The following is a 16,343-nucleotide window of genomic DNA, read 5'->3' as shown; positions in this document are numbered from 1 at the left end:
ACGGGGGCAGCGCGTCTCTTCAAATGCCTTCCGAAGGATTAGTACTTCAGACGGATCTGGGCCTGGATACGCCGGTCGTTCTTGAACCAGGCGTTCGGCAGAAGGAGCAGCGCACGATCCGTGCCGTCACTCATCGGACCATCGACCTGCTGCATCAGAACCGTTTCGGTGCTGAGCAGGTTGGTACCTTCCAGCGACATTTCCACATTGTCGTTGATGCGGTAGGCCACGCGGCCATCGAGGAAGCCTGCGGCACGCTGCCAGATCGGCAGAGCCACGCAGCAGTCCTGGCGGGTCACGAGGTACTTGGAGCGCCAGTTATAAGCCAGGCGCGCCGACCACTTGCCCTTTTCGTACATGCCGATCAGGTTATAGGTGGTGTCTGACAGACCTTCCAGAGGTAGCTTGGTGAAGCCCAGGGCCGCCACCGAAGTACCGCCACCGGCCTGGCCGGAGGAGCCGTCGCCGGAATTGGTGACAACGCCGGTGCTTTCAATGCCGTCATTCTTCAGCTTGGTGAAGTTGGCCTGGATGCCTAGACCATTCCACGGCGAGGGCAGGTTGTCGAAGAAGGTCTGATAGGCCACTTCGAAGCCCTTGATCGCGCCACCGCTGGCATTGACCGGACCGCTGACCTCAACCGGACGGGTAATGCCGGCATTGGTGAAGTTTTGCACGTACTTACCGTAGGTAATGTAGTCGTGGAATTGCTTGTAGAAGCCCGTAAAGGTGAACGAACCGGTCTGCGAGAAGTAGTTCTCGATCGAGAGGTCGAACTGGTCGGCGGTGATCGGCTTCAGATACGGATTGTTAGCATTGGCCGTAAAGCGGGTTTTGGTGCTGACGATATTGCCCGAACTGTCGCAATTGAACGGCGAATTGGCCGACGTACAATTGTAATCAGAGAACGACAGGGACGACGTGCTCGGCAGAGCCATGCTGACACTGGTATAGTACTTCAGGTTGCCGATATCCGGACGCGACATGGCCTTCGAAGCCGCAAAGCGCACGAACCACTCAGGCGTCAGGCCGAAACGCACGTTGAAGCTGGGCAGCCAGTTCTTGTGGGTCACGTCAACCGTATAGGTGTTGGTATCCACCGTGCCGGCAAACGCGCGGTCGTCAGCCGACACATAGTAGCTCAGGCTGGGGTGCGCGGGCGCACCCGTAACCGGATCAGCCGGAACGATCGGATCCGTGTCGTAAACCGTGGTGTTGTGATAGTTCACGCCACCGGCGCTCGCATTATCTGTTTCGACATAGCGAACACCGATATTGCCGACCACAGTCACGCCATTGAAGATGGTGGCGTCAGGGCCGCCGAACTTCAACTGGACATAGGCCGCCTTCGTCTTTTCGGAGACGTCGGCGATTTCCGCCGGCAGGAAGCAGCGGCTGTCTTCACCCGCGCGGTGGCAGATGGGCGTCCACTGGTTCGACAGGGTGCCATCGGTGTAACGCGGCTGATAGTGCGTGGCATCGAAGGTATTCGCCAGGCCAGTACGGTCCTTCAGGTTGTTGATATTGAAGAACACGCCGTCAGTGATGTTGGTGACATCGCCACCGTAGAAGTTGCTGTCGAAGGTATGGATGCCGTAGGCATTCTGATCCGGGAAGGCCGAGCCGGTAATATAGTAGTTGTCGGCGTCGTAGTTCGACCAGTTATTGACAACACTGGCCCAGTTATAGGTGGTCCAGCGAACGGTCTGCTCGCGGTCGGCATAACGGACGCCGGCCTTCAGGGTATTCAGCCACGGCGAATCGAAGCTGTAGGCCAGGTCGGCGCGGGTGGCGAATTCATGACCGTCCGAATCCGTCACGTGGTCCATGATGAAGTGCTGGCGATAATTGGCCGGATTGGCGATCCCGCCCGGCGCCAGATACCAGCCCTCGGTGTGTGCATTGTCGATCGTGAACTTCGGCACGTCGCCTGTGAAATCGAGCGCGACATCGGCATAGGTCGCCAATTCAGTCGAAATGTCGTAATTGGTCTGGATGGCATCGACATACTGGATATCGAAATTGGTCTTCAGACGATCCGACACATCCCACTTGAAGTTGAACGAGATGTCCTTGGTGTCGTTCAGGCTGTCGCTCCAGCGGGTGTCGTTGGCATAGCCGCCGGCACGTTGCGAGGCCGGGCAGGCCGTCGAAGCTTCCCACGAATAGCAGGTACGCATCAGGCCGTTCGGCGAAGTGGCGCCATCCGGAGCGGTCCACGAGCCGTACCAGGCACCGTTGCCGTTGACGAGCGTACCCGACTGGATAAAGCCGTTGTCGTCAAACGTACAGTTGGAAACGCCACCCAGGCACTGGACGTTGTCGGAGGTATAAACATAGTTGATCGGCTGCGCCCAGGCATCAACGCCGGTCGAGGAGGTGGCGACGTATTCTTCCCACTGCTCACGCTTCTTCGACTGGTTGTATTGCAGGGTGGCAACCATGGTGTGGTCGTGGTTCTGCCACTGACCGGCCAGCGAGATACCGTCACGGACACGATAATAGGTGTTGTCGCGCAGGGCCGTGGTCATCGGCATATAGCGACGGTTGGTGTCGCCCCAATACGAATTGACGACCGGGACCATACGGCCCAGGGCGACGCCTTCGGAATTGGTGTAGATTTCGGAGTGGGCGCCATTGATCATGAAGCCGAATTCACCGGCCGAGGTATCCCAGCGGTCGGCATAGATGCCGGAAACCGTACCGGCGCCCTTCTTGACCAGGTCGCCATAGGTATATTCGGCGGTGGCGGCCAGGACGCGGCCCTTCTGGTCGAACGGCAGACGGGTGCGCAGGGAGATCGTGCCGGCGATGCCGCCTTCGATCAGGTCTGCGGTCTGGTTCTTGTAGACATCGACACCGCCCATCAATTCCGGCGACACGTCGGACCAGGAGAGGCCGCGCGACGAGTCGGCGGTGAAGATGTCACGGCCGTTGAATTCCGACCGGACCTGCTGCAGGCCGCGGACGACGACGCCCGATGGTTCGGCCGAGAAGTGGGCGGTATCGCCGGTGGCGGCGAAGCGGTTGACCGTGATGCCGGCGACGCGTTGCAGCGCTTCGGCAACCGACTTGTCCGGGAACGAACCGATGTCGTTGGCGGTGATCGAATCGACGACTGTATCGGCGTTCTTCTTGATATCCTGGGCCGATTTCAGGGCCTTGCGGACACCAACGACCACGACTTCCTGGGCTTCATCGCTTGAAGCGGCAGGTTCAGTGGTATCCTGTGCGTAAGCCGGTGCCACCAGAGTGGCGGCCAGGGCTGTTAGCGCAACCATGGACACGCCGCCCTTCAGAAGAGTCAGCCCCGGCCGGGCCTTAACTCCAAAACTTTTCATACTTTCTTCTCCCTAATTGTCATTGCCGGCAAACCCGAGATTTTGCCGGTGAGACCGCTTAAAATACAAAAAACAATCTGATTGAGCGGATGCGATCCTGACCTGACGGAATTGGCATTACCGCACGCTTGAGCCTTAATTTCGATTTCGCTTTTTTGACATAAACGTCAAATATCTGCGTTATCAAGGCGGGCGTGTCTTTATAAAATTCCGAAAAGGGCCCCTGGATGCGTCTCAACCTGATTTATTATTTCGTATTTATTTTTTTAGCCAACTGTTGGCCGAATATCCAGCCACATTATGACATTTTGGCCATAATCCAGTCTGACAATGGCGCGAATGTCACACATGCTGCAACAGTCTGAAACATTTATCCAGCCTCGATCCTAAGCGGAGCGCAGGCGAACCGCCATCCGCAAACCAAACCATCTCATTGTTTTACATACGAATTTAAAATTAAAATGCACGTCAGGGCAAAAAGTTGATTGAAATTTCGAAGGCTTTGCAACGCCGCGGGCAATTCAGGCCATCCGTCAGAGATTAATGATTTATGACAGCCTTCTGATGGCTTTCAGGAGGATATAACTGATTTTCCAGACAAGTTTTCATTTGCGCAACGCCTCATTTACCGAAAGATAGACGCCAGAACAGGCGTCATACATCCGCCGCGAACCACTCCAATACGTTTTCATAGTTATGTCAAAAATCGCTTCCCATCCGCCATTCCCCCCCGTTGAAACGCTTTCGCACCCCTCGCCGGAACGCCTTGCAAGCCTTGTCAGCGATGGCCGCCCCGTCCTGATCAAGGGGCTTGTCGCGCACTGGCCGGCGGTCAAGGCGGGGCAGGACGGCTCACAGGCGGTTGCCACTTATCTGAAGAGCCTGGATAATGGTCACCCGGCCAGTGTGCTGGAAGCGAATAACACCATACAGGGCCGCTTCGCCTACGGTCCGGACATGAGCGATTTCAACTTTCATCGCCGCCTCAAGTCCGTATCGGCCGGTATCGACCAGATACTGGCCGCCGAGGCGCACCCGAATCCCCCCTGGATCTATATTCAGTCAACCGAAACCCGGTTGCACCTGCCGCGGTTCGTGGCCGAGAACCCCTGCCCCATCCTGCCACCGGCTATCCAGCCGCGCATCTGGATCAGCAATGCGACCCGCGCCCAGACGCATAATGACAATGATCACAATATTGCCTGCGTGGTGGCCGGGCGCCGCCGCTTCACGTTGTTCCCGCCGGAGCAGGTCGCCAACCTTTATATCGGGCCGATGGACCATACCCCTTCGGGGCGCGCCATTTCCTTGGCCAGCCTTGAAGAGCCTGATTTTGAGCGCTTCCCCCGGTTTGCCGAGGCTTTGAAAACGGCGGTCATGGCCGAACTGGAACCGGGTGACGCGCTTTATGTGCCAAAATACTGGTGGCACCACGTCCAGTCCCTCGACACTTTCAATGTGCTGATCAATTACTGGTGGGGCAACAGCGCGCCCACGGCCGAAAACCCGATGGCGCCCTTCCTGGCGGCCCTGCTGGCGCTGAAGGACATTTCCCCGGCCGACAAGCGCTACTGGAAGGCCATGTTCGACCACTATATTTTCCAGATGAATGGCGATCCGGTGGCGCATATCCCGCCCGCACATCAGGGCGGGCTCGGCAAACCGACCGTGAAGACGCGCGCGGAAATCCTCGCCGCCCTGAAGGCACTGGTTGACGGACGTGGTTAATATTCAACCGTTGTTTCTGTTAACTATTTTATAAAAATCAATAGTTGATTAAAGCGGTCGCGCCCCGCTCCAGACTGTCGCGGGATTTGGCGAAACACAGTCGTAGCACCGGCAGGTCACGACCCGTTTCGCAAAATGCCTGGAGCGGAATGGTGGCCAGGCTGTGATGCCTTACCAGGTCATAGGCGAAATCCAGGCCGGAGCCTTGGATGCCTGAGGCCCGCAGGTCGATATTGAGGAAATAGGTGCCCTCGGCCGGCAGGAGTTTGAAGCCGCCGCCCGTCAGCCGTGCGCTGAGATAATCCCGCTGGCCTTTGAGTTCCGCAAGCGCCGCCCCGAAGCGCGCCTGAGGCAGGCCCAGGCCAAAGGCCACGGCGTGTTGCAGGGCTGGCGGCGTGGCGAAGGTGATGAACTGGTGCGCCCGCGCGACCTGATCGATCAGCGCCTTTTCAGCCACCACAAACCCGACCTTCCAGCCTGTGAGCGCGAATATCTTGCCCGCCGAACCGATCTTGATCGCGCGCCGCATCAGGCCGGGAATGTGCAGGACGCTGATGTGGTGGCGGTCAAAAACGACCTCTTCCCACACCTCATCACTCATCACGTAAGAACCGAAGCGCTCGCAATATGCACCCAGCAATTCCAGTTGTTCACGCGTGAAGCAGTGCGTGGTCGGATTGTTAGGCGTGGTGATCAGGACCAGTCTGGTCTTGTCGTTAAATACGTTTTTCAGGTCGTCGTCGCTAAATTGCCAGTGCGGCGGATTGAGCTGGACGATGCGCGGAATGCCGCCGGCGCGCCGGATCAGCGGCACATAGGCGTCATACATCGGCTCGAAAACGACCACCTCGTCGCCCGGCGTGATCATGGAAAAAATCGTCGCGCAGATCGCCTCCGTGGCGCCCGAAGTGATCAGCACCTGCGTCTCCGGATCGAATTCGAGCCCCTGCCGGCGCCGATAGAAATCAGAGACGGCCTGACGCAGGGCCGGCAGTCCGCGCATGGGCGCGTACTGGTTGGATTGCTCCATCAAGGCGCGAGCGGCGGCTTCGCGCACCTCCGGAAAACCATCTGTTTCGGGGAACCCCTGCCCCAGGTTGACCGCCCCGCGTGCCTTCGCTTCCAGCGACATGGTCTCGAATATACTGACGGGCAGATCGGCAAAGACAGGGTTCATAGCAGGCTCCGGAATCGCCGCCACCATACATGAAAAGGTCCGAAGGGGTGAAACCTTCGGGCCCTGATCTACGCCTAGCCGGGAGTTGTTAACTGCCCGCGTCAACGATGGCGGCGATGGTATCCGGGAAGGCTTGCGTAGCCGCCGCCCGATCAAAAAGGCCGGAGCTATGGTTGCTGGTCGGGCCATTGTCCCAGTACATCGGCAGGAGGCCGTGCTGATAGGCGGAGCGGGTGATGTATTCGTCCCAATGGTTGCGGTACTTACCGGTTGCATCGTATTCGGTGCGCCGCATGGCCGAGTATTCGCCCAGGATGACCGGCACGCCCTTGTCGATGAACCGGGCCTTCATCTTCTGGAACTGGCCATCCGTATAGGCTTCATTGGCCCAGGTTTCCGCTGCCGATGCCTTGGTGGCGATCGATCCCCACTGCCAGATGCCACTATTGGCATTGAGGGTGAAATTATACGGATCGTAATAGTGGACTTCCATCATCAGCTTGCCGGCCGCCGAATCGGCGGGCAGGGTCGCATTGCAGGCCACCGTATAATCGATATTGGTGTTGTAGCCCTGCACGACCAGGAAACGACCGGCATTATTGCCGCCGGTGGCACGCACGGCATTCACGAAGGTCTGGTTGAAACTGTTCTGCACCGCGCAGTTTTCCCTGGTCGGCGCGCTGTAAACATTGGTGACCATGACCTCATTGGTGCCGGCGAACAGCAGATGATCGTCAAAGCTCTTGAAGTTGCTGGCGATCTGGGTCCAGAATGTGGTCAGCTTGGCGTTGACCGCCGCCTGGTCGGCATAGGTCGGCTGCATCCAGCCGCCATCCCAGTGGACGTTGATAACAACATAAAGCCCGGCATTGCGGGCATAGGTCACCACCTCGGTAACGCGCGCCATCCAGGCCGGATCGATGGTATTGCTGCCGTCGGCATATTCACTCCAGGCTACCGGAATGCGCACGCTTTTGAAGCCCGCCGCCTTCACGGTGTTCATCAGGGCCTGGGTCGCCGCCGGATTGCCCCAGGCCGTTTCCTGCGACACCGTAAAAGGGGCCTTGCCGCTGCCGATGGCCTCAAGCGTATTGCCGAGATTCCAGCCCGGTGACATATCCTGAAGCGCAGTGGCTGCGCTCAGGTTAGCACCGCTATCTTCCGCATAGGCGCTGCCGCCTATGCCACAGATAACCAATGCCGAAAGTGCAGCCGCCTTACGGATATTCAAGCTCATTCCCAACTCCCGTTTTATATTTGAACTCCATTTCATCACATCCGGCGCACAAACACAAACGCCCGGCGTCATCCGGACGCCGGGCGCTGAAATGATCGATCGACACTCAGTTTAGAGCGTCGACGACACCTTCCACAGGTCGATGCCGCCTTCGGTGGCATAGGTATCGATATCGGCCAGTTCCTCGTCGGTGAAGGCTGGGTTATCGAGCGATTTCAGCGTATCGGCCAGTTGTTCGACCGTACGCGCGCCGACCAGGGCCGAAGTCACTCTGTTGTCGCGCAGCACCCAGGCGATGGCCATGTGCGCCAGGCTCTGGCCGCGCTTTTGCGCGATCGCGTTGAGCGCCTTGATGCGGCGGATATTATCGTCCGAGATCATGGCTTGGTTGAAAGACCCGGCCTTGGCGGCGCGGGCATCGGCCGGCACGCCGTTGACATATTTGTTCGATAGCAGCCCCTGAGCCAGCGGCGAGAAGGCGATGCAGCCGGTGCCCAGCTCAGCCAGGGTGTCGAGCAGCTCATCCTCGATCCAGCGGTTGAGCATCGAATAGGACGGCTGATGGATGAGCAATGGCACGCCTTCGCTTTTCAGGATTTCGGCGGCTTTGCGGGTCAGTTCCGGCGAATAGGAGGAGATGCCGACATAGAGCGCCTTGCCCTGGCGGTGCAGGGTGACCAGCGCGCCCATGGTTTCTTCCAGCGGCGTTTCCGGATCGACACGGTGTGAATAGAAGATATCGACATAGTCCAGGCCCATGCGCTTCAGGCTCTGGTCGCATGAGGCGATCAGATATTTGCGCGAACCGCCGACATCGCCATAGGGCCCCGGCCACATGTCCCAGCCGGCCTTGGTCGAGATAACCAGTTCGTCACGGTGCGCCTTGAAATCGCTGGCCATGACGCGGCCGAAGTTTTCTTCCGCAGACCCATAAGGCGGGCCGTAATTATTGGCCAGGTCGAAATGGGTGATACCCTTGTCGAAGGCATATTGCAGAATGGCGCGACCGGTCTCGAAGACATCGGCGCCGCCGAAATTCTGCCACAGGCCCAGGCTGATCGCCGGCAGTTTCAGCCCCGACCGGCCGCAGCGACGGTAGGGCATGGAGGTATAACGGTCATGAGCGGCAACATAGGGAACCGGAATAGCCATTTGGACGCCTCTTCTCTGGATATGATTTTCTGGTCCCGTCTCATAAATGGCTTTGCCGGCGCGTGTAAGCCTTTTTTGTGCGTCCGCCGTTATTTTAGCGCGTCAGTTTTCTCGCCTGAACGGATACCAGAATTGCTTCCAGTAACCCTTCGGCACCGGATGGCCGCCTATGCCATAGCCCGAAGGCCACTTCCCGTCCTTTGGCAGGTAGTGCGTGCCGAAAAGCTTGTCGATCCACGGGAAATGGACGGCGAAATTGACGTCGATCGCTTCCTTTTCGATGCCATGATGCCAGTGATGGAAACGCGGCGTCACCACGAAGGGCGAAAGCCATTTGTCATTGAAGCGCAGGTTGGCATGAACATAGGCCGAAACGAGATAGACGAAGAAGATATAGGAATAGAGCGCGCCCTGGCTGAAACCGAGGAGGTACATGGGAATAATGGTGAAGCCGCGCAGCAGCAGGATTTCGATCAGATGCATCCGTGAACCGGCCATCCAGTCCATGGCCTGGGCCGAATGGTGGACGGCGTGAAAGCGCCACAGGAACGGCACGGCGTGGAACGATCGGTGGAAGGCATACTGCATGAAATCGGAAACGATCATCAACTCGATGATCTGGATGAGGAAGGGCTGGCCGGCCACCATGGCGCGGAAACCGCCCCAGTTCCCCGTCTGCTTCATCAGGGCCAGGGTCGGCGCCAGCGAAATGAAGGCCATGGACTGAACGAACAGGCTGGAAATCAGGAAATAGAACAGGTCTTCGCGCCATTCGGTGCGGAAAAGGGGCTGCCTGTGCGTGCCGCTGAACAGCTTTTCCAGTGGCACGAACAGCAGGCCCTTGAGCAGCAGGTTAAGCACGAACCAGTCAATGCCGAGATTGAGCGCAGCGGCGGTGCCCGGCTGGCGGCTGCCGAGCGCGCCGAGTGACAGCGTGGCCAGGACGAGCACAATGGCCGTGAAGCCGATGATCTTGTTGCGCCGCAGGATCAGATTCAGGCAGGCCAGTCCGAAGCCCAGAAACGTCATGATCTGCACGGCCACCATATAGAAGGGGTGTTTGTGAACCGCATCCAGCTCATCAACCGAGAACCACGCCGGATATTGCTGGCTGAGAAGCAGCAGCAGGGCTGAGCCGCCAAGCGCCAGGCCCAGTACGCCGCTGATCCAGCCGGAGCCAAAGGCGCGGGCCTCTTCGGCCGCCTCCAGGTCGTTGCGGATGGCCAGACGCAGCTTGTTGATCATGTGATACCCCCATTATGACGCCGCAACCCTAGGCAGCATAACTTAACGTAAGGTTTCAGCAAGAGCCGGTATATCAAGAGGACTGTCCTTTCCGGAGCACAGTCGCGGAAAACCGTGTTTTTAGCCTGACGCCCGATTCCTTGGCAGATAAGGCATTGCAGGCTTACCTAACGGAAGGAAAGCGTATCCACCCGTTTTATGCGCTTGCGAAGGCGTCGCAAAGGGCCTAGGGCGGCGGGGCATAGACCCCGAAAATGGGGCTGTAAAAAAGAGGCCAAATATGATTTCCACCCTTTCGTGCCGTCTGCTGACGGGCACGGCACTCGCCGGCGTCCTGCTGGCGGGGCTGAATACCCCTGCGTTCTCACAAGACACGGGATCCGAACCTACCGAGGTTATCGTCACCGCACAAAAGAAGGCCGAGCCCCTGAGCCGGGCGCCGATCGCCATGTCGGTCGTCTCCGGCGACCAGATGGAGAAGGCCGGGGCGCATGACCTGAAGGACATGCAGACCCTGACGCCGTCGCTGCTGATCACCTCCACCGCCAACGAAGCCCAGACCACGGCGCGTCTGCGTGGGGTCGGCACGGTGGGGGATAATCCCGGTCTTGACTCCTCGGTTGGCGTGGTGATCGATGGCGTATCGCGCGCCCGCACCGCTACGGCGATGAGCGACTTAGGCGTGCTTGATCGCGTGGAAGTGCTGAAAGGCCCGCAATCCGATATCTATGGTAAGGGCGCCTCGGCCGGCGTGATCCAGGTGGTCAGCAAGCTGCCGTCGTTCACGCCGTCGCAAACCCTTGAACTAACCGCCGGTGAGCAGGGCACGCTTGGGATTGCCGGCTATGCCACTGGCAAGCTGACTGACAAATGGGCCGGATCGCTCTCACTGGTGAAGCGCCAGCGCGACGGGCAGTATACGGTCCATACTGGCGACGGCCCGCGCACCCGGACGGACGACGGCGACCAGAACTACTGGTCGGCCCGCGGGCAACTGCTTTATGATGGCGACGGCTGGTCGCGCCTGCGCATCATTGGCGATTATACGAAGCGCGATGAATCCTGCTGCGTCGGCACGGCCATCGCCATCGGCGGCACGCGCGCCTATGTCGATCAACTGGCGGCCGATGACGGCACCGCCTCGGTGGTCGATCCCAAGGCCCGCGAAGCCTGGTCAAATCGCCCGACCAAACAGAAGCTGATCGATTCCGGACTGTCGGCCCAGTGGGATCTCCGTCTGGCCAACAATGTCCAGCTCACCTCCATCACTGCCTACCGCCACTGGGATCACACCAATGGCTATGATGCCGATTTTTCCAGCGCCGATATCTATTACCGCGATCCGAACGGTGGTTTTGGCAACCGCATCGATACCTGGTCGCAGGAAATCCGCCTGAACGGCAAGAGCACCCATTTCGAGTGGATGGCCGGTCTCTACGCCAATTCGGAAGACCTGACGCGGCATGACGAAACCCTTTATGGCGCTGATTATGAATCCTATCTCGGCCTGCTGCTCAGCGGCGGCGCCAATATCAACCGCGTGTCGGAACTGACCGGCCTGCCGGTGGGGCAATCCTTCGTGGCCGGCCAGGGCAATCACGACACCTATCACCAGCATGAACGCAACATGGCGGTCTTCGGCCATGCGGAGTGGTTCATCACCGACACCGTCTCCCTGCTCGGCGGTCTGCGCTATAATCACCAGACCAAAAGCCTGACCTCGGCCTTCACCAACAGCGACAATGGCATTGCCTGCGCCAACGCGACCGGCTCCTTAGGCGTGCTTTGCCTGCCGTGGTCCAATCCGGCGTTCAACGACCTGACCCTGTCTCAGAAGGATGCTGAAGACGCCACTACCGGCTCGATCCGGTTAAAATGGCAGGCAACGCCGAACCTCATGACCTATGCCACCTACGCCACCGGCTGGAAGGGCGCGGGCTTCAATCTCGACCGCGAGCAAAAGACCGATTACACGGTGGATACGGATTCGTCCTTCAAGGCGGAAAGCTCGCGCTCGTATGAGGTCGGCTTCAAGGGCCGCTTCCTCGACCGGCGCCTGGCCGTTGACGTCGCGGCATTTGACGAAGCCTTCCGCAACTTCCAGCTCAATACCTTCCTCGGCACGACCTTCGTGGTCGATTCGGTCCCCCACTTGCGCTCGAAGGGTATCGAGGTGGAAAGCCGCTATGCCATCGGCGATTTCCGGCTCGATGGCGGCGTCACCTATGACGAGGCGAAGTTCGGCCCGGAAGCCGTGCCCGGCCTGCCCCTGCTGGCCAATGGCACGGCCTCCTTCGCACCGCGCTGGTCGGGTATCTATGGCCTCGACTATACGCGCGACATCGGCGGTTACCGCTTCAACGCCACCTTCAGCGCCAAGTATAACAGCGACTACAATACCGGCTCCGACCTCTCGCCGATCAAGGTACAGCCGGCCTACACGCTTTATAATGGCCGACTCAGCATCGGCGCGCCGGACGAAAGCTGGACGCTGGAACTGTGGGGGCAGAACCTGACGGACGAGACCTATTACCAGGTCGCCTTCGCGGCACCTTTCCAGAGTGGCACTTACGACGCCTTCATGGGCCAGCCGCGCACGGTGGGCTTGACCCTGCGCCTCAAGCGGTAATACCTTTTTACCTCCCCACCTCTGGTGGGGAGGGGGATCGCGCCAACAGGGCGTGGTGGTGGGGTTTCTTGCCTGGGGTTAAAGATGAACGAATTCTGGCGGGTGGCGTCCAGCCGCCGTATCGCGGTCAATGCCCTGAAGGTGTCCCTGGTGATCGGCACCGTTCTCAATATCATCAACCAGGGCGAAAATATCCTGCACGGTCTGCCGGTCGCCTGGGCGCATGTGTTTCTCAACTACTTCACGCCCTATTGCGTGGCCACCTGGAGCGCAGCGAAAAACGAACTGAGCCGCCGTACAGACAAGTGACTCTTGAGGATGTTACGGTTATAGAGCCGCCATGTCCGATACCAAACCCTACGAAGTCACTGTCCTGACCATGTTTCCGGAAGCCTTTCCGGGGCCGCTCGGCGTCTCGCTGATCGGCACGGCATGGAAAGAATCTCAACGCTGGGCCTTGGAAACACTGGACATTCGCAATTTTTCAAGCGATAAGCGCGGCTTTCTTGACGATACCCCCGCGGGCGGTGGCCCCGGTCAGGTCCTCAAGGCGGATGTGATCGCACAAGCTCTTGATTCAATTGAGCTTAACGATCGACCTCTCGTCTATATGAGCGCACGCGGCAGGCCCCTGACGCAGGCGAAGGTCAAGGAATGGGCCACCCGCCCAGGACTGATTGTCCTGTGCGGCCGGTTTGAAGGGGTGGATCAGCGGGTGCTTGACTCTCGCGGGTTCGAGGAAATCAGCGTCGGCGATGCCGTCCTAGCGGGCGGGGAAGCGGCGGCGATGGTGACGATCGAGGCGGTGGTGCGGCTTATTCCGGGGGTTCTCGGCGCGCAGGCCAGTCTTGATAATGAAAGCTTTGAGGATGGACTCCTGGAGCAGCCGCAGTTCACAAGACCGCGGACGTTCGAGGGCCTCGACATCCCCGAAGTGCTGTTAAATGGCGACCATAAAAAGGCTGCCAAATGGCGACAGGAACAAAGAGAGGCAACCACGAAGGAACGGCGTCCTGATCTCTGGGCTGCTTATCTTTCCAAATCACAGCTAAAGGGCAAATAAGCCTCAACGAGCGCGAAAGCGTTCATAATTATAGGAGGGTTCAAATGAACCTGTTGCAACAGATCGAGGCCGAAGAAGTCGCAAAGATGCGCGCTTCCAAGACCTTCCCCGAATTCCAGCCCGGCGACACCCTGCGCGTCAGCGTCAAGATCAAGGAAGGCGAGCGCGAGCGCGTCCAGGCCTTTGAAGGCGTCTGCATTGCCCGCGCCGGCGCCGGCATTAACGAAACCTTCACGGTCCGCAAGATCTCGTTCGGCGAAGGCGTCGAGCGCAAGTTCCCGCTGCTGTCGCCGCTGATCGAAGGCATCGAAGTCAAGCGCCGCGGTGTTGTCCGTCGTGCCAAGCTGTACTATCTGCGCGATCGCCGCGGCAAGTCGGCCCGTATCGTCGAGCGTTCGATGAACTCGACGCGCGGTTCCAAGGGCGCCGAACTGCGCGCCGCCATGGCCGCCGCTGAATCGTCGGGCAATGCCGACGCCGGCACCGAAGCATAAGGTTTAGCGCACGCTGAAAATGAAAGCCCGTCCTGGCAACAGGGCGGGATTTTAATTTATGCCGGCATTGAGCGCATTTCTGATATAAGGCTTTTCTTATTTCAAAAACTAACAAAAATTTGAAATAACTGGAAAGTCATGTGCGAATCTGACATAAGAGGGCCTCTTATTTCAAAAACTAAGCCATTTCTGAATTATGGACATATCTGCCTATCATGCCGGACGCTACGAATCCCAGCTTGAGTACCGCAGTTTCGTACCGGCGCCGATCCATCATCCCTGGCTTATTGCCGACCCGGAAGTGATCGAACTGTTGGGTCGCGCCGATCGCGCCCTGGGTGAACTGAACGCTTTCGCGCAACTGGTGCCGGATATCGATTTCTTCATCAGCATGTACGTCGCCAAGGAAGCAACGGAATCAAGCCGCATCGAAGGCACGCAAACCAATATCGAGGATGCTTTCAAGGCCGCCGATGACCTGTCACCCGAAGCGCGAAATGACTGGGGCGAGGTGCAAAACTATATACAGGCGATCAATCACGCTATCGCCAGCCTTGAGCACCTGCCATTTTCCAATCGTTTTCTTAAGGAAACCCATGCCATACTGATGCAGGGTGTACGCGGTCAAACCAAGCAGCCGGGAGACTTCCGTGTCAGCCAGAACTGGATCGGGGTTAGCCTGCGCAATGCCGTTTTCGTGCCACCACATCATGAACGCGTGGTCGAGCTGATGAGCGACATGGAAAAATTCCTGCATGATGACGCACTGAAAGTGCCCCCCCTGATCCGCATCGCTATAGCCCACTATCAGTTCGAGACCATCCACCCGTTTTTGGATGGAAACGGTCGATTGGGACGACTGATGATCTCGCTGTACCTGGCATCGGAGCGGTTGTTGGTGAAGCCGGCGCTCTATCTTTCGGATTATTTCGAACGCCATAAGACCGCCTATGTCGATCATCTGATGGCCGTGCGCAATGGCAATCATCTGCGAGACTGGCTTATCTTTTTCCTTTTTGGCGTGGAAGAAACAGCGCGGGCTTCGGCGGAGGTGTTCCGTCAAATTCTGACGCTCAAGGAACATATCGAGCGTGAAACCCTGCCGCGGTTTAGCCATCGTCGACAGGACAACGCCCAGCAACTCATCCGCTTCCTTTACCGGAGGCCTGTGGTGGACGTGAAAGCCGTGGTCGCGCATCTTGCGACCACGACGAATACCGCCACATCCCTGATCAACGACTTCCTGATGCAGGGTGTGCTGGTAGAAGTGACCGGCCAAAAGCGCAATCGGCTGTTTGTCTTCAGCCGGTATTTAAGACTTTTTGAAAGAGGCAGCTAAGGTTCCCGCAAACTCGTCAAAAACTCGACGGTGCCGAATCCGGTCCGTAATTGCCACTGGCCTTAAGTCCCGGTGCGGGCGCCAGGCTGGAGGACGAGGCCGAGCTTTCGCTGCCCGAAGGCAGGATTGACTTAGGAAATTTCAGCAGGTCACGGACATCGGTTTCGAGGTCGCCCGGCAGGCCCAGATCCTCGCGGATAAAGTGATACGCCTTGTTGCTGGTGCAGCTACAGACGCGCAGCTCGTTGTTCTTATTGCGCCAAATGATGAGCGGATAGGCGATGGTGACCTTGCTGTTGCGCAAAAGCGGCGCCAGTTCGGTGACGAATTCACGCGACGCCCACACCACGCCGGACCGCGCCATGTCGTCATCGGCCACGGGAATGTTTTCCGCCTTCCAGCTCTCGACCGGGGCATTGCGCCATTGCTGGTAAAGCGGCCAGCTCCGGTTCAGCCACAACTCGGCGATGGTGGAGCGTTCTTCCGGCGTCGACTGCTTGGTGGCGCCATTATCGGCCAGGGCGAAGGGCACGACACGGGTTTCGATTCCCCCGGCCTGAAGGCGTGGGAACTCGATCTCCTCATAAGCGCGGCAGGGCTGGCAGTTACGGAAGGTAACGAGATAGACCCAGCGTTTTGAAACCGGCTGGGTGACAGCGGTGGTGATGCCTGAGGCCGGCCCCGTGGTCAGGACGGCCTTTTGAAAATCGGGTGAGACATAGTCGGCGCGATCGAGCAGGCTCTGGATGGCGGCGACATCGGCCGGCGCCGTGATGGTCACAGGGGCATAGCGCTGGAACTGGTCCCAGTAGAACCAGTAGCCCAGCCCGAACAGAGTCGGCAATATGACCACCAGGGCCATGGCCCACAACAGGACTTTTCGGCTCATCATCACCCCCGCAAGCCTCCCCAGGACGTTTGATCGGAATGGACTATAA

General features: G+C 58.6%; 12 protein-coding genes. 6 read left to right on the top strand and 6 right to left on the bottom strand.

The window, feature by feature from the left end; translation table 11 throughout:
• Window positions 1-38 precede the first annotated feature (38 nt).
• Complete coding sequence (locus tag ACTHND_RS10840; protein WP_440177957.1) at window positions 39-3,341, bottom strand: TonB-dependent receptor; 3,303 nt, start codon at window positions 3,339-3,341, stop codon at window positions 39-41.
• 696 nt (window positions 3,342-4,037) lie between these two features.
• Between ACTHND_RS10840 and ACTHND_RS10835 the strand changes: the two genes are divergently transcribed.
• Window positions 4,038-5,069 carry a cupin-like domain-containing protein gene (locus tag ACTHND_RS10835; RefSeq protein ID WP_440177956.1) on the top strand — a complete coding sequence of 344 codons (1,032 nt, stop codon included), beginning with the start codon at window positions 4,038-4,040 and terminating at the stop codon, window positions 5,067-5,069.
• Window positions 5,070-5,106: 37 nt separating this feature from the next.
• On the opposite strand, the gene ACTHND_RS10830 is transcribed toward ACTHND_RS10835, so the two are convergent.
• The 4 genes from ACTHND_RS10830 to ACTHND_RS10815 all read right to left on the bottom strand — a co-directional run bounded on the left by ACTHND_RS10830 (window position 5,107) and on the right by ACTHND_RS10815 (window position 9,880).
• Window positions 5,107-6,246, bottom strand: a complete 1,140-nt coding sequence (locus ACTHND_RS10830) for an aminotransferase (RefSeq protein ID WP_440177955.1) — start codon at window positions 6,244-6,246, stop codon at window positions 5,107-5,109.
• Between the two features lie 88 nt (window positions 6,247-6,334).
• Window positions 6,335-7,483, bottom strand: a complete 1,149-nt coding sequence (locus ACTHND_RS10825; RefSeq protein ID WP_440177954.1) for a glycoside hydrolase family 5 protein — start codon at window positions 7,481-7,483, stop codon at window positions 6,335-6,337.
• Window positions 7,484-7,594: 111 nt separating this feature from the next.
• Window positions 7,595-8,635 (bottom strand): L-glyceraldehyde 3-phosphate reductase, encoded by a 1,041-nt coding sequence (mgrA, locus tag ACTHND_RS10820; protein ID WP_440177953.1) that lies wholly within the window; start codon window positions 8,633-8,635, stop codon window positions 7,595-7,597.
• A 102-nt stretch (window positions 8,636-8,737) separates the two neighbouring features.
• Window positions 8,738-9,880 (bottom strand): sterol desaturase family protein, encoded by a 1,143-nt coding sequence (locus ACTHND_RS10815; protein ID WP_440177952.1) that lies wholly within the window; start codon window positions 9,878-9,880, stop codon window positions 8,738-8,740.
• Between the two features lie 280 nt (window positions 9,881-10,160).
• On the opposite strand from ACTHND_RS10815, the gene ACTHND_RS10810 reads away from it, so the two are divergent.
• The 5 genes from ACTHND_RS10810 to ACTHND_RS10790 all read left to right on the top strand — a co-directional run bounded on the left by ACTHND_RS10810 (window position 10,161) and on the right by ACTHND_RS10790 (window position 15,405).
• The gene (locus tag ACTHND_RS10810) at window positions 10,161-12,509 is read left to right on the top strand and encodes a TonB-dependent receptor (protein ID WP_440177951.1); all 2,349 of its coding nucleotides are present in this window, start codon (window positions 10,161-10,163) and stop codon (window positions 12,507-12,509) included.
• A gap of 84 nt (window positions 12,510-12,593) precedes the next feature.
• Window positions 12,594-12,818: a nitrate/nitrite transporter NrtS gene (nrtS, locus tag ACTHND_RS10805; protein WP_440177950.1), complete on the top strand. Its 225-nt coding sequence runs from the start codon at window positions 12,594-12,596 to the stop codon at window positions 12,816-12,818.
• Window positions 12,819-12,849: 31 nt separating this feature from the next.
• Entirely contained in the window at window positions 12,850-13,572 is a 723-nt protein-coding gene (gene trmD / locus ACTHND_RS10800) for a tRNA (guanosine(37)-N1)-methyltransferase TrmD (protein WP_440177949.1), read from the top strand.
• 44 nt (window positions 13,573-13,616) lie between these two features.
• On the top strand, window positions 13,617-14,066 hold the full coding sequence (gene rplS, locus ACTHND_RS10795; protein ID WP_090646868.1) for a 50S ribosomal protein L19: 450 nt from the start codon (window positions 13,617-13,619) through the stop codon (window positions 14,064-14,066).
• A 196-nt stretch (window positions 14,067-14,262) separates the two neighbouring features.
• The gene (locus tag ACTHND_RS10790) at window positions 14,263-15,405 is read left to right on the top strand and encodes a Fic family protein (RefSeq protein WP_440177948.1); all 1,143 of its coding nucleotides are present in this window, start codon (window positions 14,263-14,265) and stop codon (window positions 15,403-15,405) included.
• Between the two features lie 16 nt (window positions 15,406-15,421).
• Here the strand turns inward: ACTHND_RS10790 and ACTHND_RS10785 are convergent, their stop codons facing one another.
• Window positions 15,422-16,294: a hypothetical protein gene (locus ACTHND_RS10785; RefSeq protein ID WP_440177947.1), complete on the bottom strand. Its 873-nt coding sequence runs from the start codon at window positions 16,292-16,294 to the stop codon at window positions 15,422-15,424.
• Between the last annotated feature and the right edge of the window lie 49 nt (window positions 16,295-16,343).

The sequence above is a fragment of the Asticcacaulis sp. genome, assembly GCF_051954415.1.
Lineage (GTDB): Bacteria > Pseudomonadota > Alphaproteobacteria > Caulobacterales > Caulobacteraceae > Asticcacaulis.
Note: the sequence above shows the minus strand (reverse complement) of the source record. Positions and strands in the feature narration are given on the sequence as shown.